General features: G+C 64.4%; 17 protein-coding genes and 1 tRNA gene. 12 read left to right on the top strand and 6 right to left on the bottom strand.

Annotated elements, in window-relative coordinates:
- Positions 1-128: 128 nt before the first annotated feature.
- Complete coding sequence (gene rpoD / locus IVB36_RS24725) at positions 129-2,279, top strand: RNA polymerase sigma factor RpoD (RefSeq protein ID WP_247296166.1); 2,151 nt, start codon at positions 129-131, stop codon at positions 2,277-2,279.
- A gap of 214 nt (positions 2,280-2,493) precedes the next feature.
- A complete protein-coding gene (locus tag IVB36_RS24720; RefSeq protein WP_247296247.1) occupies positions 2,494-2,871 on the top strand; it encodes a DCC1-like thiol-disulfide oxidoreductase family protein in 378 nt (125 codons plus the stop codon).
- Positions 2,872-2,889: 18 nt separating this feature from the next.
- On the opposite strand, the gene IVB36_RS24715 is transcribed toward IVB36_RS24720, so the two are convergent.
- A complete protein-coding gene (locus IVB36_RS24715) occupies positions 2,890-3,126 on the bottom strand; it encodes a hypothetical protein (RefSeq protein WP_007614643.1) in 237 nt (78 codons plus the stop codon).
- A 503-nt stretch (positions 3,127-3,629) separates the two neighbouring features.
- Between IVB36_RS24715 and IVB36_RS24710 the strand changes: the two genes are divergently transcribed.
- A complete protein-coding gene (locus IVB36_RS24710; RefSeq protein WP_085360517.1) occupies positions 3,630-4,436 on the top strand; it encodes a lytic murein transglycosylase in 807 nt (268 codons plus the stop codon).
- 195 nt (positions 4,437-4,631) lie between these two features.
- Here IVB36_RS24710 and IVB36_RS24705 read toward each other — a convergent pair whose 3' ends face one another.
- Complete coding sequence (locus IVB36_RS24705; protein ID WP_247361002.1) at positions 4,632-5,465, bottom strand: SDR family oxidoreductase; 834 nt, start codon at positions 5,463-5,465, stop codon at positions 4,632-4,634.
- A 130-nt stretch (positions 5,466-5,595) separates the two neighbouring features.
- Here IVB36_RS24705 and IVB36_RS24700 point away from each other — a divergent pair, with 130 nt between their 5' ends.
- The 4 genes from IVB36_RS24700 (at position 5,596) to IVB36_RS24685 (ending at position 9,077) form a co-directional block, all read left to right on the top strand.
- A complete protein-coding gene (locus IVB36_RS24700; protein WP_018453620.1) occupies positions 5,596-5,970 on the top strand; it encodes a response regulator in 375 nt (124 codons plus the stop codon).
- Between the two features lie 56 nt (positions 5,971-6,026).
- A complete protein-coding gene (locus IVB36_RS24695) occupies positions 6,027-6,638 on the top strand; it encodes a LysE family translocator (protein ID WP_247296161.1) in 612 nt (203 codons plus the stop codon).
- A 566-nt stretch (positions 6,639-7,204) separates the two neighbouring features.
- Positions 7,205-8,416, top strand: coding sequence for a GGDEF domain-containing protein (locus tag IVB36_RS24690; RefSeq protein WP_247296158.1), 1,212 nt, complete (start codon positions 7,205-7,207; stop codon positions 8,414-8,416).
- 34 nt (positions 8,417-8,450) lie between these two features.
- Positions 8,451-9,077 (top strand): peptidoglycan recognition family protein, encoded by a 627-nt coding sequence (locus tag IVB36_RS24685; protein ID WP_247296157.1) that lies wholly within the window; start codon positions 8,451-8,453, stop codon positions 9,075-9,077.
- Between the two features lie 4 nt (positions 9,078-9,081).
- Here IVB36_RS24685 and IVB36_RS24680 read toward each other — a convergent pair whose 3' ends face one another.
- The 3 genes from IVB36_RS24680 to IVB36_RS24670 all read right to left on the bottom strand — a co-directional run bounded on the left by IVB36_RS24680 (position 9,082) and on the right by IVB36_RS24670 (position 11,844).
- Positions 9,082-9,423 carry a hypothetical protein gene (locus tag IVB36_RS24680; protein ID WP_027520274.1) on the bottom strand — a complete coding sequence of 114 codons (342 nt, stop codon included), beginning with the start codon at positions 9,421-9,423 and terminating at the stop codon, positions 9,082-9,084.
- A gap of 296 nt (positions 9,424-9,719) precedes the next feature.
- Entirely contained in the window at positions 9,720-10,619 is a 900-nt protein-coding gene (rpoH, locus tag IVB36_RS24675; RefSeq protein WP_007596598.1) for an RNA polymerase sigma factor RpoH, read from the bottom strand.
- A gap of 217 nt (positions 10,620-10,836) precedes the next feature.
- Complete coding sequence (locus IVB36_RS24670; protein ID WP_247296155.1) at positions 10,837-11,844, bottom strand: RluA family pseudouridine synthase; 1,008 nt, start codon at positions 11,842-11,844, stop codon at positions 10,837-10,839.
- On the opposite strand from IVB36_RS24670, the gene IVB36_RS24665 reads away from it, so the two are divergent.
- From IVB36_RS24665 to IVB36_RS24655, 3 genes are all read left to right on the top strand, one after another.
- Positions 11,843-12,187: a hypothetical protein gene (locus tag IVB36_RS24665; RefSeq protein WP_247296153.1), complete on the top strand. Its 345-nt coding sequence runs from the start codon at positions 11,843-11,845 to the stop codon at positions 12,185-12,187. The two genes, IVB36_RS24670 and IVB36_RS24665, sit on opposite strands and share 2 nt — an antisense overlap.
- Before the next feature lie 187 nt (positions 12,188-12,374).
- Positions 12,375-12,449: transfer RNA gene (locus tag IVB36_RS24660), tRNA-Glu, on the top strand.
- A gap of 62 nt (positions 12,450-12,511) precedes the next feature.
- Positions 12,512-13,045 carry a 2'-5' RNA ligase family protein gene (locus tag IVB36_RS24655; protein WP_085349596.1) on the top strand — a complete coding sequence of 178 codons (534 nt, stop codon included), beginning with the start codon at positions 12,512-12,514 and terminating at the stop codon, positions 13,043-13,045.
- 62 nt (positions 13,046-13,107) lie between these two features.
- On the opposite strand, the gene IVB36_RS24650 is transcribed toward IVB36_RS24655, so the two are convergent.
- Positions 13,108-14,133 (bottom strand): alpha/beta hydrolase, encoded by a 1,026-nt coding sequence (locus IVB36_RS24650; RefSeq protein WP_085349595.1) that lies wholly within the window; start codon positions 14,131-14,133, stop codon positions 13,108-13,110.
- A 924-nt stretch (positions 14,134-15,057) separates the two neighbouring features.
- Between IVB36_RS24650 and IVB36_RS24645 the strand changes: the two genes are divergently transcribed.
- Both IVB36_RS24645 and IVB36_RS24640 read left to right on the top strand, forming a co-directional pair.
- Positions 15,058-16,548 (top strand): amidohydrolase family protein, encoded by a 1,491-nt coding sequence (locus IVB36_RS24645; protein ID WP_247296148.1) that lies wholly within the window; start codon positions 15,058-15,060, stop codon positions 16,546-16,548.
- Positions 16,549-16,551: 3 nt separating this feature from the next.
- Positions 16,552-17,517 (top strand): GTP-binding protein, encoded by a 966-nt coding sequence (locus tag IVB36_RS24640; protein WP_247296146.1) that lies wholly within the window; start codon positions 16,552-16,554, stop codon positions 17,515-17,517.
- The last annotated feature ends 4 nt before the right edge of the window (positions 17,518-17,521 follow it).

Genomic DNA, 17,521 nt, shown 5'->3' with positions numbered 1-17,521 from the left:
GGCGACAAGAGGTCCGCGCCGCCCTTTCCGTGTCGAGATCTGACGAAGCGAGAGCATCGAGCAACAGGTTCAAGTGATTTTGCGCGGGCGCGGCGAACGTCTGTGTGAAACGCGTTTAGGAGCAATGGATGGCCACCAAGGCAAAGACGCTGCAGGCGAAGGACAAGGAAAAAGACGACAAGGCAGCGGACGCGCCGGAGAAGGACTCCCAGGACGCGCCCTCGCCGTTGCTCGATCTGTCCGACGCGGCCGTGAAGAAGATGATCAAGCAGGCCAAGAAGCGCGGCTTCGTGACCTTCGATCAGCTCAACGAAGTTTTGCCGTCCGACCAGACCTCTCCCGAGCAGATCGAGGACATCATGTCCATGCTCTCGGACATGGGCATCAACGTCACCGAAGCCGACGATAGCGAAGGCGAGGAGGACAAGGACGAAGGCGGCGAGGACGAGACCGACAACGAGCTCGTCGAAGTCACCCAGAAGGCCGTCACCGAGGTCAAGAAGAGCGAGCCGGGCGAGCGCACCGACGATCCCGTGCGCATGTATCTGCGCGAGATGGGCACCGTCGAGCTGCTGTCGCGCGAAGGCGAAATTGCGATTGCGAAGCGCATCGAGGCCGGCCGCGAGGCGATGATCGCAGGTCTGTGCGAAAGCCCGCTGACCTTCCAGGCCATCATCATCTGGCGCGACGAGCTCAACGAAGGAAAAATCTTTCTTCGTGACATCATCGATCTCGAAGCCACCTATGCCGGGCCCGATGCCAAGGCCGGCATGAACAATGCGATGATCGCCGGTCCGAACGGCGAGACCGGTGAAGCGACGGCCGAAGGCGGCCAGGCCACCGGCGCCGCGCCCGCGCATGTCGCGCCGCCGGCCGCACCGCCGGCGCCGACCCCGTTCCGCGCCGCGCCTGCGCCCGGCAATGTCGGCGACGCCGCGAAGGATCCGGCGGAATCCGCCGCCGAAGCCGACATGGACGAGGACGACGAGTTCGAGAACCAGATGTCGCTTGCGGCGATCGAGGCCGAGCTCAAGCCGAAGGTCGTCGAGATCTTCGACAAGATCGCCGACAGCTACAAGAAGCTGCGCAAGCTGCAAGAGCAGGACATCCAGAACCAGCTCGAGAGCACCTCGCACGGGCCCTCGCTCTCGCCGCACCAAGAGCGCAAATACCGCAAGCTCAAGGACGAGATCATCGTCGAGGTGAAGTCGCTGCGCCTGAACCAGGCGCGTATCGACAGTCTCGTCGAGCAGCTCTACGACATCAACAAGCGCCTCGTCTCGCATGAGGGCCGCCTGATGCGCCTTGCCGACAGCCATGGCGTCGCGCGCGAAGACTTCCTGCGCAACTACACCGGCTCGGAGCTCGATCCGCGCTGGCTCAACCGTGTCTCGAAGCTGTCGGCCAAGGGCTGGAAGAACTTCGTCCATCACGAGAAGGACCGCATCAAGGACCTCCGCCACGAGGTGCATCAGTTAGCTGCGCTGACCGGCTTGGAGATCATCGAGTTCCGCAAGATCGTGCACTCGGTGCAGAAGGGCGAGCGCGAAGCCCGCCAGGCCAAGAAGGAGATGGTGGAAGCCAACCTCCGTCTCGTGATCTCGATCGCCAAGAAATACACCAATCGCGGCCTGCAGTTCCTCGACCTGATCCAGGAAGGCAACATCGGCCTGATGAAGGCGGTCGACAAGTTCGAGTATCGCCGCGGCTACAAGTTCTCGACCTACGCCACGTGGTGGATCCGGCAGGCGATCACCCGCTCGATCGCCGACCAGGCGCGTACCATCCGCATCCCCGTGCACATGATCGAGACGATCAACAAGATCGTGCGCACCTCGCGCCAGATGCTCAACGAGATCGGCCGCGAGCCCACTCCTGAGGAATTGGCCGAGAAGCTCGGCATGCCGCTGGAGAAAGTCCGAAAAGTCCTCAAGATCGCCAAGGAGCCGTTGTCGCTGGAGACGCCCGTCGGTGACGAAGAGGATTCACACCTCGGCGATTTCATCGAGGACAAGAACGCGATCCTGCCGATCGACGCCGCGATCCAGTCCAACCTGCGCGAGACCACCACGCGCGTGCTGGCCTCGCTCACCCCGCGCGAAGAACGCGTGCTGCGCATGCGCTTCGGCATCGGCATGAACACCGACCACACGCTGGAAGAAGTCGGCCAGCAGTTCTCGGTGACGAGAGAGCGTATTCGACAGATCGAGGCGAAGGCGCTGCGAAAGTTGAAGCATCCGTCAAGGTCAAGGAAGCTGCGGTCGTTCCTGGATAACTAGTTCAAACGCCGCCACTTGGTGGTCTGTTGAAACAAGAACGGCGGGCGAAAGCCCGCCGTTTTCGTTCACGCCTACTTCGACAGCGTTCAGCCCAATAGAGGCTCATGCTTTTCCAATCGAATATACACCCGACCAGAGAGGCGCATCGATTCTGGAATTCCGGGTGGATGGCTCCAGCCTCGACGTCGCAAGGATCGACATCTATGCTTTGATGATGCCGGCTCACCTCACCGTCTGGTACAACACCCGTTGCCCTGTCTGCAATGCCGGCATCGACTGGCAGCGCAACAAGCTGTTGGCGCTGGTGCGCGCGGGTAGGATCGAATTCAGGGATATCAACGAGCAGCCCGAGGCGCTGGCGTGCTTTGGCGCCACGCTCGGCGACATCAGGCGCCGCCTGCATGCGACCGATGAGGCCGGCCAACTCATCGTCGGCGCGGATGTCGCGATTGCGCTGTGGAGGCTGACGCCGAGGGAGGGGTGGCTTGCGGGGTTGTTCGGAAATCGCGTGGCGCTGCCGTTCACCAGGTTCTTCTATGACCGGTTTGCCGATCTGCTGTTTGCCTGGAACAGGCGGAGCGGACGCTGGTGAGCGCCTGCCTGGATTGACCTACTTCTTCTTCGCGCCGACCCGCTCGAGGTTCTTGATCTCAAGCGCCGGGCGGCCGGATTTTTCGGCGATCTCGCGGTCCTGCTCCATGATATAGGCGCGGGCCGGCTCGTCGCCGTCGAGGCCGCCGAGCAATTCGGCGGGCACGCGCCGGTTGGAGCGTTGTGAGCCGTCTTCATAGAAGACGTTGAAAAAGGCGAATTCGCCCTTGGGATTGGTTCCGGGTTTTTTGGCCATGGCCGGCTTTTCGTCGATCAGGGGGCCATAGTCAAATGACTTTGGCAGGTTTCCGGTGGCTGGGCGCGGACCCTGCAGCGGCAGAACCAGCTGCGCGATCGATCGACGAACCCATTTACGAGGCGCCTCGATGTCGGGCGGAAGAGTCCAACGCTTCGTAAAACCCGATGCGCTCCTTAGGAGATCCTTGCCTCACCCTTGCCTCAACAAACGGCGGGCCGCGAAGCCCGCCGTTTATTTTGGTCTTCAGCGTCGCCCGGGGCTGGCGGGGCGACAACCTAGAATAGAATGTTATAACCGGCGCCATGCCATGGCAAGGCAAATCGCTGGCGCTGCGATGCCGCAGCGAGCGCATGAGATATGCAGTGGTCGCGACATCGGACTTCATTCGTCGAGCCAGGATGCGATTGGTTCTGGTGAGGATTTGCCGCTTTGACGCGAATCTGGTTCCCGGGCATGATCGCGCGCCGCTCTCCCGCCCATTCCCTGTAGGATTCATCCGAATGTCGAAATACGCCTTGGCCATCGCCTTCATCGCCTGTCTGGCCGGCGGATCGGCGCAAGCCGCGCGCTGCGGCGGCGACTTCAACAGCTTTGTCGCCAGCATGGCCTCGGAAGCGCAGGCCGCCGGCGTCTCGGCGAGCGTGACCAGCGCGGCGCTCAGCGGCGTGCAGCAGGACGGCGCGGTGCTCGCCTTCGACCGGCGCCAGCGCTACACCTTCAACAAGAGCTTCGAGCAGTATGTCTCGACCCGCGTCGGCCCCGGCCGCATCAATGGCGGCAAGGCGCTGTTGCAGCGCCATGCCGCGCTGCTCTCACGCATCGAGCAGCAGTTCGGCGTGCCCCGCTATATCCTGGTTGCGATCTGGGGGCTGGAGAGCGATTTCGGCAAGGGCGACATCGGCAAGCTGCCGGTGGTCCGCACGCTGGCGACGCTCGCGCATGACTGCCGCCGCACCGAGCTATTCCAGGGCGAGCTGCTCGCGGCGCTGAAGATCGTGCAGCGCGGTGACCTGCCGCTGCGCGACCTGATCGGCGCCTATGCGGGCGAGATCGGCCAGACCCAGTTCCTGCCGTCCTCCTACATCAAGTACGGCGTCGATTTCGACGGCGACGGCCACGTCGATCTCCGCCACAGCGTCCCCGACGTGCTCGCCTCGACCGCGAACCTGCTCCACACCAGCGGCTTCAAGATGGGCCAGCCCTACGGCGAAGGCACCGCCAATTTCGAGGCCATGCGCGAATGGAACAGGGCGGTGATCTATCGCAAGACGATCGGGTATTTTGCCGATCGGCTGGCGGGGCAGTGAGGGGAGCCAAAGAGACGGAGCACTCGCGCACATACTTGGTGTCATCGCCCGCGAAGGCGGGCGATCCAGTATTCCAGAGACCGCGCGAGAATACGGAGAGGCTGCGGCGTACTGGATTCCCCGCCTTCGCGGGGAGTGACAACGGAGAGGTCCGTGAACGCTCGCCAGGACGACGGTTTAATTCGACGGCGCCCCTCACTCCGTCCCCTTCGCCATCCTCTCCAGCTTGCGCTGCAACGGCGCCCAGTACGTTGCCGGGCGGAAGCGCTGCAGGAGATCCATGAAGCGGGCGTCGTTGCCGATCAGGATGCGCGGCTCGTTTCTCTCGATGCCCTTGATGATGCGCAGCGCGGCGTCCCGGGGCGTGGTCCTTGCCGCGTTCTCGAACCGCTCGATCGATTGCGACCGGCGTGCGTTGTCGGTGACGCCGACCCCGGTGCGCGAGTTGCGGGCGATGGCGGTGGCGACGCCGCCAGGATGCACGACCGACAGCCTGACAGGGCTGCCCGCCATGGCCAGCTCGTGCCGCACGCTCTCGGAAAAGCCGCGCACCGCGAATTTCGCCGCGGCATAGGCCGACTGTCCCGGCGGGGCGATGATGCCGAAGATCGAGGACAAATTGACGATGTGTGCCTCGCCCAGCGTCTTCAGATGCGGCAGGAAGGCGCGCGTGCCGTGCACCACGCCCCAGAAATTGATGTCGAACAGCCAGTCCATCTGCGCCTGGTCGATCTCCTCGAACGATCCCATCAGTGCAACGCCGGCATTGTTGACGACGATGCCAAGTGCGGGATGCGCGGTGGCCGCCTCACGCGCGAATTGCGCGATGTCGTCGGGCTTGCTGACATCGACGCGATGCAGGCTGAGCTTGCTTGCGGCGCCGATCTCGGCCGCGAGCGTCTTCAGCCCGGGCTCGTCGCGATCGGCGAGCGCGAGATCGCAGCCGCGCCGTGCAAGCTCGATCGCCAGTGCGCGGCCGATGCCGCTTGCCGCTCCGGTGATAGCGGCGGCGCCGCGGATTGCAGTCATGATGATTCCCCCGTCGAGCCACTTGAGCGGAACTATGATTTACATTTTTTCATATTGGAACCGAACCGCATGGCGGTTCCCACCTTAACCTACGTTACTTGATGAAGACAGGCAGCATTGGGAGCCGCCGATGGGACAAGCAAAGCCGTTTCGAGCCACCGCACTGATCGTGGAAGACGACCTCATGCAGAGGGAGATGCTCAGTCTTCTTCTCGAAGAAAGCGGCTACGACGTCATTCAATGCGAGAGCGCCGAGGCGGCCGAGCTTGTGCTGGAGAAGAGCGCCGGCGCGCTCTGCCTGATGATGACCGACGTTCAGCTTGCCGGCCGCATGAACGGCGTCGAGCTCGCGCATGTCGCCAAGGACCGCAACCCGAAGCTCGACGTCGTCGTCACCTCCGGCCGGCCCTTGATGCAGGCCTTGCCGAACGGCGCGAAGTTCTGGGCCAAGCCATGGGCGCCGCTCGACGTGCTCCGCGAGGCCGAGATCGCGCAGCTGTCCTGAGGGTCGATCCGGCAGGCCGGCTTTCGTGGTCCGCGGCGCGGTGATAAGGTCGGTCCATGACCTTGTCCTTCCTGCTCACCTCGCTGATCGTCGTCGCCTCGCCCGGCACCGGCGTGCTCTACACGCTGGCGGCCGCGCTGACCCGCGGCTCGCGCGCGAGCATCGCCGCTGCCTTCGGCTGCACCCTCGGAATCGTGCCGCACATGACGGCCGCGATGCTGGGGCTCGCCGCCGTGCTCCACACCAGCGCGCTCGCCTTCGCCGCGCTGAAATGGTGCGGTGTCGCCTATCTGCTCTACATGTCCTGGCAGGCGCTGCGCGAGACCGGGGCGCTGGCAGTCGACGGCGAGATCCGCGAGCGTTCGGTCGGTCGGGTGATCGTGACCGGCTTCCTGATCAACATCCTCAATCCGAAGCTGTCGATCTTCTTCCTGGCTTTCCTGCCGCAGTTCATCGCCGCGGACGAAGCCCATGTGCTGGCGCGAATGCTGCAATTGAGCGGCGCCTTCATGGCGATGACGTTTGCGGTGTTCGTGGTCTACGGCCTCTGTGCGGCATCGGTGCGCGAGCGCGTCATCTCCCGCCCGCGTGTCATGGCCTGGCTGCGCCGGAGTTTTGCCGCCGGCTTCGCCGCGCTCGGCGCCAAGCTGGCGTTCGCGGAGCGATAGCTTCTCCAGCCAACAAAAAAGCGGGCCTTGCGCCCGCCATCTTCCAACTCAGAACTCCCACCCGACGCCCGGGCGGAGCGTGCTCCACCCGGGCAAAGAATAAGAAGCCTCGCTACTTCTTCTTCGCTGCCTTCTTGGCCTTCTTCTTCGTCGCCTTCTTCGCCTTCTTCGCTTTCTTAGCCATAGGATCCTCTTCAGGGTTAATGGTGAAACGCGACACGAGGGATGCTCGGCGGAGGGCCAGCCTCGCAACATCCTCGATGACAAGCTCAGCAGATTCGCGCGCTTCTGCCCCGCGCTGTCACATCCGTGTCATCGCGTTATCCACAGCTCAGATGCATTTTCGGGTGATTTTAGCTCACGAATCCGCATCGCCGGCATGCCTAACGATCCGACAATGCGCCAGCCGTTCATGAATCCAAAACCAAAGTCATGCTTTCGCGGATCGCAGTGAGACTCCGTTAAGCGCGGCGGCGGCATTGTCCCCCCAAAGAAAACGGGGACGGGATCATGGACGGTCAGCTGGCAGGGACGGAGGGCGCGACGCTGCGCGCGCCGCGTGCGCCATGCTGAACGTGCCGACACTCTGGACCGTGTTCGTCGTCAACTTCCTGGCGCTCGGCCTGATCTGGGCCTACGTGATGCGCACCTATCCGAAATTCGCGGCCGCGCGGTTCTGGATGGCATCGTCCTTTATCGGCGCGACCGGCGCGATGACGGCCCTGCTGCGCCTGTTCGTCGCGTCTCCGTTGCCGCTCCTGCTTGGCGCTGCCGGCGTCATCGCGGCGAGCTGCCTTGCCGCCATGGGCATTCAACGCTTCTATCACCGGCCCGTCTCATGGCGCGTCATGATCGCAACAGCAGGCTTAAGCCTCGCCGGCGTCGTGTTCTTCGTGGTCGGCTTCGACAACATGCAGCTGCGCATGCTCTGCTACACGCTCGGTCAGGCCGTGCCGCTGGTGCTGGCGCTGCGTCTGTTGCTGTCGCCGCCGGAAGGCCGCGTCAGTCCGGGCGCCCGGCTGTCCGGCATCGTCATCCTCGCCATTATCGCGATCCTCGTCGTCCGCACGGTGGGCAATCTGCTCGGCGGCGATTTCTCGGCAAGCGCCGGCGGCCAGGCTCATGGCGTCATGGTGCTGGGTCTCCTGTTCCTGTCCATGACGCTCAATTTCGGCTTCCTGCTGATGGCGATGGACAGCTTGCGCAACGAGGTCGCCGACCTCGCGCTACTCGACGATCTCACCGGCGTCGCCAACCGGCGGCATTTGTTGCAGCGGCTGAGCGAAGAATGCGCCCGCTCGGAGCGCAGCAGCGAGCCGTTCTCGCTGCTGGTCATCGATCTCGACGGCTTCAAGACCATCAACGACACCCATGGCCATGCCGCGGGCGATGCCTGCCTCCAGCACTTCACCCTGATGGCGCAGACGCGCTTGAGGCCCGGCGACATGCTCGCCCGCACCGGCGGCGACGAATTCTGCGTCGTGCTGCCCTCGTCGACCTTGCGCGAGGCGGCTGCGATCGCCCGCCGCGTGCTCGAGGTCTGCCGCCAGGATGCCGTCACCTGCACCGGCGTCGACATTCCGATCGCGATCTCGATCGGGGTAGCGCAGTGGGACCGCGGCGTCGGCCAGTTTCCGGACCGCCTGATCGCGCATGCCGACCACGCGCTCTATGCGGCCAAGAAGAACGGCAAGAACGACTTTGCCGTCCACGATCCGGCGCCGCCGCTCATGCCTGACCCGATCGGTCCAGGCGAGGCCTTGCGCAAATTCGCGTAAGGGCGTGCTAACGTCAGGTCCGCATTGGACCCGCATGATGATCTCTCGCCTGCTCGCGGCCGTTCTCGCCGCTCTCACTCTGATCGCACCTGCCGCTGCGACCGACGCCGAGCTCGCAAAGCTCGCGCGCGCCTCCGGCACGCCCGACATTCCCGGCCTGAAGATGGTGTGGCTGGCGCCATGGGGTGACGTCGGCAACGCAAAACCGTGGCGCAACATCATCGTGCACCAGACCGAGGGACCGGCCGGCTCGGCGCGGGGCGGTGCCGAGGTGCAAGCGAAGAACCCCACGCGTCGCGGCGTCACATTGTGGGTCGAGACCGACGGCACCGTCTATTGGGCGGTCGCGGAAAACCTGGTGCCGACCCACGGCGATGGTGCCAACCGCAACGACAACAAGTACATCGACAACAAGCCGACCTATCGCCAGGTGGTGCGCGACAATTCGATCGGCGTCGAGTTCGCCGGCAACTATCCCGACGTCACGACGGGCCCGACCGCGGCGCAGGTCGCGGCGTGGAAGATCCTCGTCCAGATCCTGCGCGCGCGCTACGGCATCCCGCTCGACCGCGTCTATGCGCACAACTGGATCGACTACAAGGACGCCCGCTATTGCGAAGGCTGCTGGCTCGCGACGCTGGCGCGGGTTTGGGGGGAGTGACGAGCTACACCGGTTGCGACATCCAGCCGAACAGCCGCCGGATCAAGCCCGGCCGCCGCGGCAGTTCCGGCGGGTCATCCGCCGCCAGCACGCGTTTGAAGAAGTAGTCCAGGAACACCATGTCGTTCGGCTCGGTGACGGTGAATGTCTCGTCGCCGAAGTAGACGCTGTAGTTGAAGAAGAACGGACCCATCAGCGGGATCGTCGCGGTCGAGGCGTAGTCCTTCGAGATCACGAACTCCGACGGCTCGAGCCCGTGGTCGCGCATCGCCTGCTCGACCAGCGGCAGCTTCCGCATGAACTGGGCGGAGAAACCGCCGACGGTGGATTGCAGGATGATCGACACGGTGCGTGTCCGTTCTCTTGATGCTGTCGGCCCGATGCTTTTGGTCGGTCGACCGGCAGCGCGGGTTCAAGGCAGAGCCACAACCCCGCTGTCATCGCCCGGTTTAGCCGGGCGATCCAGTATTCCGGAGGCCTGCATTGGAGACCTCGCTCTTGCAACAAGCGCCGCGGCGTACTGGATGCCCCGCCTTCGCGTGGCATGACGGCGAGAGTTGCGTCCAAACAAAAAAGCCGGCGTTGCCGCCGGCTTTCTGTCACTTGTCGATCCGCCAAACTCTGGCGCTAAAAACCTCGCGCTTAGAGCGCGGCTTCCAGCGCGGCCTGTTCGGCCTTTGCGATCGTGCCCTTGACCGCGGACTGCACCTTCTCGAAGGCGCGGACCTCGATCTGGCGGACGCGCTCGCGCGACACGCCGAACTCGGCAGCCAGGTCTTCCAGCGTCATCGGCTCATCGGCGAGGCGGCGCGCCTCGAAGATGCGGCGTTCGCGCGGGTTGAGCACGCCCATGGCGCCGTTCAGGGCGTCACGGCGGTGATCATACTCCTCGTGCTCCGCCAGCATGGCTTCCTGGTTGGGCGAATTGTCGACCAGCCAGTCCTGCCATTCGCCGGCTTCGCCGTCGTCGCGGATCGGAGCGTTGAGCGACGCGTCGCCACCGAGGCGGCGGTTCATGTCGACCACGTCCTGAGCCGTGACGCCGAGACGCTTGGCAATGATGGCCACCTGGTCGGGGCGGAGATCGCCTTCGTCCAGTGCGGAAATCTTGCTCTTCGCCTTGCGCAGGTTGAAGAACAGCTTCTTCTGGTTCGCGGTGGTGCCCATCTTCACGAGCGACCACGAACGCAGGATGTACTCTTGAATCGAGGCCTTGATCCACCACATCGCGTAGGTTGCGAGACGGAAGCCCTTCTCGGGCTCGAACCGCTTCACCGCCTGCATCAGGCCGACATTGCCTTCTGAGACGACCTCGGAGATCGGCAGGCCGTAGCCGCGATAGCCCATGGCGATCTTGGCCACGAGACGGAGATGGCTGGTGACGAGTTGGTGCGCGGCGTCGCGATCATCGTGCTCGCGCCAACGCTTGGCGAGCATGTATTCCTGCTGGGGTTCCAGCATCGGAAACTTGCGGATTTCGCCGAGGTAACGGGAAAGGCCGGATTCGCCATTAAGGACCGGCAGGGTAGCTGTACGGGCCATAGTGCGCCCTCCAAACAGGTTCAGGCCCCCGATAGCGGCGGGCCAGGCAGACGACCGCTTGGTTAAAGCCGATCGGTGCTGCGATGTTCCGCGTTGGTCTTCAACGCAAGCGCAATATACTCCATCGGAAGGCAAAAAGGGAAGGATTGCTGACGTCACGTCCCCGTGTGGCAGCTATAACTTTTTGTAATGTAAAGCATTTCTGAAGCGGCCTGCGTCATAGCGCCGCCTTGAGGGCCCCCTGAAGGAGAAGCAAATCCTCCGGCAGAGGCGTCTCCCAGTGAAGTAATTCTCCAGTCCTCGGGTGCTCCAATACCAGCAGGTAGGCGTGCAGCGCCTGCCGCCCCAGCGCGGCGAGGGCGGCCTGCGACTCGGGGCCCAGCTGGTTCGCCTTGGTCTTGAAATGCGGGCCGTAGACGGCGTCGCCCATCAGGGGGTGGCCGATATGGGCGAGGTGGACGCGGATCTGATGGGTGCGTCCGGTCTCGAGTTCGCAGGCGAGCAGCGTCGCGATCGGCTTGCCGTCGCGTCCGGCAAAACTCTCCAGAAGCTCCCAATGCGTCACGGCCTCGCGGCCGCCCTGGCGCACCGCCATTTTCTCGCGCGCATGCGGGTGACGGTCGATCGGCGCGTCCACGGTGCCGCGATGGCGGCCCGGCAGCCCCCAGGCGAAGGCCATGTAGCCGCGCCGCATCGGCCCGGTACGGCCGTGATCGGCGAATTGCGCGGTGAGCGAGGCATGCGCGAGGTCGTTCTTGGCGACCACCATCAACCCGGTGGTGTCCTTGTCCAGCCGGTGCACGATGCCGGGCCGGCGCACCCCGCCGATGCCGGAGAGCGAGCCGCCGCAATGGGCGATCAGCGCATTGACCAGCGTACCGGTCTCGTGGCCCGCCGCGGGATGCACCACCAGCCCCTTCGGCTTGTTGAGGACGACGATGTCGTCGTCCTCGAACACGATCTCGAGGGCGATATCCTCGCCTTTCGGCTCCGGCGCGGCCGCTTCCGGCACGTCGATTGTGATCGTATCGCCGGAGGCGACGTGATAAGCGGGGTCCCGGATCGCGGCGTCCCTGAGGCTCACCGCGCCCCCCAGAATCAGGGCTTTCAGCCTCGATCGCGATAGCTCGGCAAGGTGCAGCGCCAGCACGCGGTCGAGCCGGGTCGAGCCCTCGGAGCCTTCGACGACAACCTCCAACCTTTGCGCAGAGCCAGAATTTTCCATGACGACGTCTGATACCGTTGTTCCCGAACCGAGCCCCGAGCAGGCCGCGCTGTTCGCGCGGGTGCGGCGGATGATGCTGGTCGCGGGGTTGACCACGGCGCTGGCAATCTGCGCCGTGCTGATCGCGGTGGGCTACCGCCTTTTCAAGTCCGAGGGAAGGGCGCCCGAGCCGGCAGGCGACGTCACCGCGACTCTCCCGAAGGGCGCCAAAATCGTCTCGAGCGGCGTCGCCGGCGACCGGCTCGTGATCACGCTCGACATCGGCGGCGTCACCGAGATCCGCACCTTCGATGCCCACACGTTGAAGCCGGCTGGAAAGCTGAAATTCGCCAATGAGCCGTGAGTACGGCCTCGGAACTCGCCGCCATCGTCTTCCTGGCGAAGGCCAGGACCCATAACACCGGCTGGTGTGGTTGCGGGGACTGGTGGGTCCTGGCATTCGCCAGGACGACAGCGGAGAGCGAGCATCCGAAACCCCTCGATCCCCGCTTGCCGCCGGCAAAATTCGAGGCTATGTCCTCTCCCTCAACGCTCCCTTCGTCTAGCGGTTAGGACGCGGCCCTCTCAAGGCTGAAACAGGGGTTCGATTCCCCTAGGGAGCGCCATTGTCTTGAAGCCAGCCTTTCCCCTGATCTCGATTTGATTGTTCCGCCCCTTGGGTGCGCCTGTGGCATTGGCGATCAATATCCGGTCTGACAACGATTCAGCAGGCGAGATCGTGCGGCTGTGGCATCAGGTTGCCGTCTTCGAGGCCGAGCCCTCGATGCGTGCCCTTGGCTACCGGCCTCATTTTACGTTTGCCATCTACGATTCCCCGGCGGCTCACGAGAAGGCTGCGTGCGATGCAATGCTGGCAGCTAGTTCTGGCGAGAGGCAACTGCGGATCAGGTTCAAACGAATTCGCTGGTTCGAAGCTTCTCCGCTTGTCCTCTGGGCGGAGCCGGAGGCCAACGAATCCCTGGCTCGCATCCACGGCATCATCAGCGCGGCAATCGATCCAGCGCATTGTCGTCCTCACTACCGGCCCGGCGCTTGGACGCCCCATTGCACGCTCGGCACTGCTATTGCCGATGAACGCCGCGATGATGCGATGGACTTCGCGCACGCGTTTGACCGCAACATTGAAGTGTTGTTCGACGTGGTGGATTGCGTCGCCTTTCCGCCTGTGCGGATCATCGCCGAGCGAAAATTGCCATTGTAGTTGGTTGTCGCTTCGGTGTCATTGATCGCGACGCATCAAACTCATGCCGCGCAGGCGCTCTCCTAAGCGATCGTGCCGTCGATCGAGCGGCGGATCACCCGCTGCACTTCGGCATTCGACAGAAAAAGATCGTGGTTGATGATGCCCCAGCCTTCCGCTGACGCATCGACCACGCGTACGCCGAGGCGCGCGATGACGGCTTTTTCGGCGGCGCCGACCCTGGTCATTCCACCTGCGATCTGTCCCGACAACGCCAGTGCGCGATCGTTCGTCGCGGCGATCACGGTGATTTTGCCCGCAAGCGGACCGATGCGCTGGATCGCTGACGAGAACACGTCCATGTCGATATCGGGCGCGGCAAACACCACGGCGCCGATCTTGCTCGTCACTGTGTCGCCGTATCGCGCATAGAGCTGACGCAGGCTTTCGAGCGACAGCATGGTTCCCATGCTGTGCGCAACGATGTTCACGCGGCCGGTGCCTGGCGCCGACACGAGTGTGGAGAGCACGCGCTCGAACTCGTCGCGGGACCACATCGCACTGTCGCGGTCATAGGCATAGTCGAACAGTCCTGCCTTGGAGGGCCAGGAGAACACCATGGTCCGGCCGCGGAACTTGATCCCATCGGAGAGATGGGCGCCATCCAGCACCGCCGTCTCGAACGTCTGCTTGAAGCCGTGCACATAGATCAGCACGTCTCCTCCGCCGGCCTGCGCAACGAGATCGCCAACGTCGGCCGACACCGGTTCGACCCGGTCAAGGCGCCAATCGCCAAGTCCAACCGAGGCCAGAGAAAGGCGGCTCTCGTCCGGCGCCCCCAGCTTCGCCCGCGCGATTGTCATGGTCGTCGCGCGCTCCGGCCCGAACCAGGGCTTCGTGCGACCGCCGTTCACCGGCTTGCGCGTGGTGGTGACGAGCAATGTGGGGTCAAGGGATAACGATGACGCGTCGAAACGCGCCCCGGTCGCACCCAAGCCGGCGCATCCGCCAAGCGCGAGGGCGGTCCCCGCCGACATAAATCCGCCGAGGAGAGCGCGGCGCGAAATAGAATGACGAGGGTCGCGTTGCAGGAGACGTCGAGCGATCACACAAAACCTTTGGGAACTTTGCCCACCGTAGCGCCCCGCTACATCTCTGAATGATAATGGGGGCGAGAAGACGGCGGAGCTGCTCTGCGGTCCATTGCATGGTCGTGCAGTCCGTCGTCTCCGCCGGTTGGGCGAAACAGCCGCAAACGCAAGTCAATCCCTCTCCGCAAAAATATTCCAGTTTACCGAAATTCGGAAATATCGTATGTGTCGGCCATCCCAGCCCACAAAAGGGGCGGTCGTACGTCGTCACGAACGCGGGCTGGGAGTTGCGGTGGACGCGGGCGGCGTTAAAGGCGGGCTTGTTGCGTGCAGGGCGAGATGAACCTCGTGAGCACGGCACGAACCGCATCGACGGACGGCGCCCAGACCTCGCGAAGCCTCTGGCGAAGCAGGCATGTCCTGCGAAGCCTCTTGGCGAAGCAGGGTCAGCCTGCGTACGGCGAAACCGTGTGGTCCTGGCCGTCGTTGCTACGGTCAAGCCTTTGCGAAGGCGTCAGCGCGTCAACCGGCGCGGTGCCGTGCATTTCGCGGGGGTGACGGAGACAAAAAGGAACTCGTCTCCGGGGAGAGCGCGGCATAGGCCGTCAAACCATCGCGCAGGGAAGGCCTGGTCTCGGCTGCCCTGTGTCTCCCCTATGCATTGCGTGTGCAATCAGTTCGCATGGGGGTTTTTATGGGTGCCAGCCGGCGCCCGGTCTTCCCTGCGCCCTTTCTTTTCGAGGGGGTGAAGCGAGAAGCATAGCTCGGGCAAAACATGCCGCGAGGCTGCGAGCGCGTATCCGCAACCCGCATGCAAACTGACCTCCCTTTCGAGCCTCCCTTTCGAGCCTTCCTTGCGAGCATGATGCGTCAGCATCGGTGGAGGTGGTCGTCCCTCCCGGAATCTGCCTTGATGCGAATTCAGCGCGGAGGAATTTTGATATGAGCGGCTTGGTGATCTCTGGCGGCCGGGTGGTGGATCCCGCCAGCGGAATGGACGCGGTTGGTGATGTGGCGGTCGTGGACGGCAGGATCGCCGCGATTGGCGCCTCGCTCGGAAGCGCCGAGCGGACGATCGACGCGACCGGGCTCGTGGTCGCCCCCGGCTTCATCGACCTTCATGCGCATGGCCAGTCGCTCCCCGCGGATCGGATGCAGGCGTTCGACGGCGTCACGACCACGCTCGATCTCGAAGCGGGCGTGCTGCCGGTCGGATCCTGGTATGAGCGCCAGGCGCGGAAGGGGCGCGTGCTGAACTACGGCGCGGCCACCAATTGGGCTTTCGCGCGTATCGGCGCGATGACGGGCTCCAATGCGGAGAGCTCGCTGGAGGCGTTCGGCAACGCCATGCGCGATCGCCGCTGGATGGACAATGTGGCCAGCGATGCGGAGGTTGCCGGCATTCTCGAGCGCCTTTCGCGCGGTCTGAACGAGGGCGGCATCGGCATCGGGATCTTGAACGCCTATGCGCCGGGCGCCGGCGTGCAGGAGCTGACCGCGGTCTGCCAGCTCGCGGCCGCGCAGGACGTGCCGACCTTCACCCATGTCGCCTACATGTCGCGCATCGATCCCGAGAGCGCGGCGGAAGCCTATATCCGCCTGATCGGCTATGCCGGAGCCACCGGCGCGCACATGCACATCTGCCATTTCAACTCGTCGAGCAAGACCGACGTCGAGCGCTGCCGCGTGCTGATCGCGAAAGCGCAGGCGCAGGGCCTGCCCATCACGGTCGAGGCCTATCCCTACGGCACCGGCTCGACCGTGCTGGCGGCCGCCTTCTTCAGCGACCCCGAATTCGTCGAGCGCAACGGCACCGGTTACGATTCCGTGCAGCGGGTCACCGACGGCCATCGCTTCAGCGATCGCGAGGAGCTCCTGAAGGCGCAGGCGGAAGAGCCGTCCTCGCTGGTGCTGTGGCACATCCTCGACACCGAGAACAATGCGCATCACCGCGACCTCCTCGACATGTCGGTGCTCTATCCCGGCGGCGCGATCGCCTCCGACGCGATGCCGTGGACGACGTCGGACGGCAAGACCTACACCGGCGATGCCTGGCCGCTGCCGAATGACGCCACCTCGCATCCGCGCTCGGCGGGCTGCTTCACGAAATTCATCCGCGAATGGGTGCGCGAGCGCAAGACCGTGTCGCTGCTCGAAGGCGTGCGCAAATGCGCGCTGATCCCGGCGGAGATCCTGTCGCAGAGCACGCCCGCGATGCGCGCAAAAGGTCGGCTCGCGAAGGATGCCGATGCCGACATCGTCGTGTTCGACTACGAGAAGCTCTCGGACCGCGCGACCTTCACGGCGATGAACCGTCCCTCCGAAGGCGTGCGGCATCTGATCGTCAGCGGCCAGCCGTTAATCACAGATGGTGTGCTGGACGTCGCGGTGCGGCCCGGCCGTCCCGTGCGCCGTCCCGTCGTCGGGAGCTGAGACATGCCGGTCCCCATTCTCCTGGTGACGGGCTTTCTGGGGGCCGGCAAGACCACTGTCGTGAACCATCTGCTGGCGCATGCGGAGGGGCGGCGGATCGCCGCTGTGGTCAACGATTTCGGTGCGATCAACATCGATGCCGAGCTGATCGCCGGCGCGAGCGACGGCGTGGTCAGCCTCGCCAATGGCTGCATCTGCTGCTCGCTCGAAGGCGACCTGCTGCGCACGCTTGCGACGCTGCTGCGGCGTGATCCGAAGCCGGAATACATCGTCATCGAGACCAGCGGCGTCGCCGATCCCGCCGAGATCGTCCGCAATTTGATGGATCCCGTGATCCTGCGCGAAGCGCCGTTGGAAACGGTGCTCTGCGTGATGGACACGGCGACACCGCCGGCCGCTCTCGACGACGCGCTGCACCGCTCGCAGCTGCGCGTCGCCGACATCGTGGCGCTGAGCAAGCTGGATCTGGCGGATGAGGGTGCGGGCGGGCGTATCCGCGAGGCCATCCGCGCACAGCGCGTTCCTGCCGTGGTGGTCGACGCGCAGCACGGCGAGATTCCGTCCGCGCTGCTGTTTCCCGCGACCGTCGATCGTGCGCCCGCGCCGCGCAAACCCGGACCGAAACGTCCGGCAGAGCAACGCTTCGAAACCCTGAGCTGGACCTCGGACCAGCCACTTTCGCTCGCCCGCTTGCAGCAGGCCATCGGCCGCCTCGCGCCAAAACTCGCGCGGGCAAAAGGCCTGTTGGAGACCGTCGAGCAGCCCGGGCGCCAGATGGTGTTTCAATTCGCGGCCGGCCGCGCCACGCTCGCCCCTGCAGATGCCGCGCTCGCCGTTAGCGATGCCGCGCTCGCCGTTGGCGATGCCCCGGCTCTGCCGTGCGCGCGGATTGTTTTCATCGTCGAGCTAGGCGTGCTCTCGAAGGCGGAGCTCGACGGGATCATGGAGACCTGCGTTGCGGATCGGTGAAGCT

Source organism: Bradyrhizobium sp. 35 (assembly GCF_023073215.1).
Classification (GTDB): domain Bacteria; phylum Pseudomonadota; class Alphaproteobacteria; order Rhizobiales; family Xanthobacteraceae; genus Bradyrhizobium; species Bradyrhizobium canariense_D.
The sequence above is the reverse complement of the archived record's forward strand: the minus strand, read 5'-3'. Positions and strand labels throughout refer to the sequence as shown.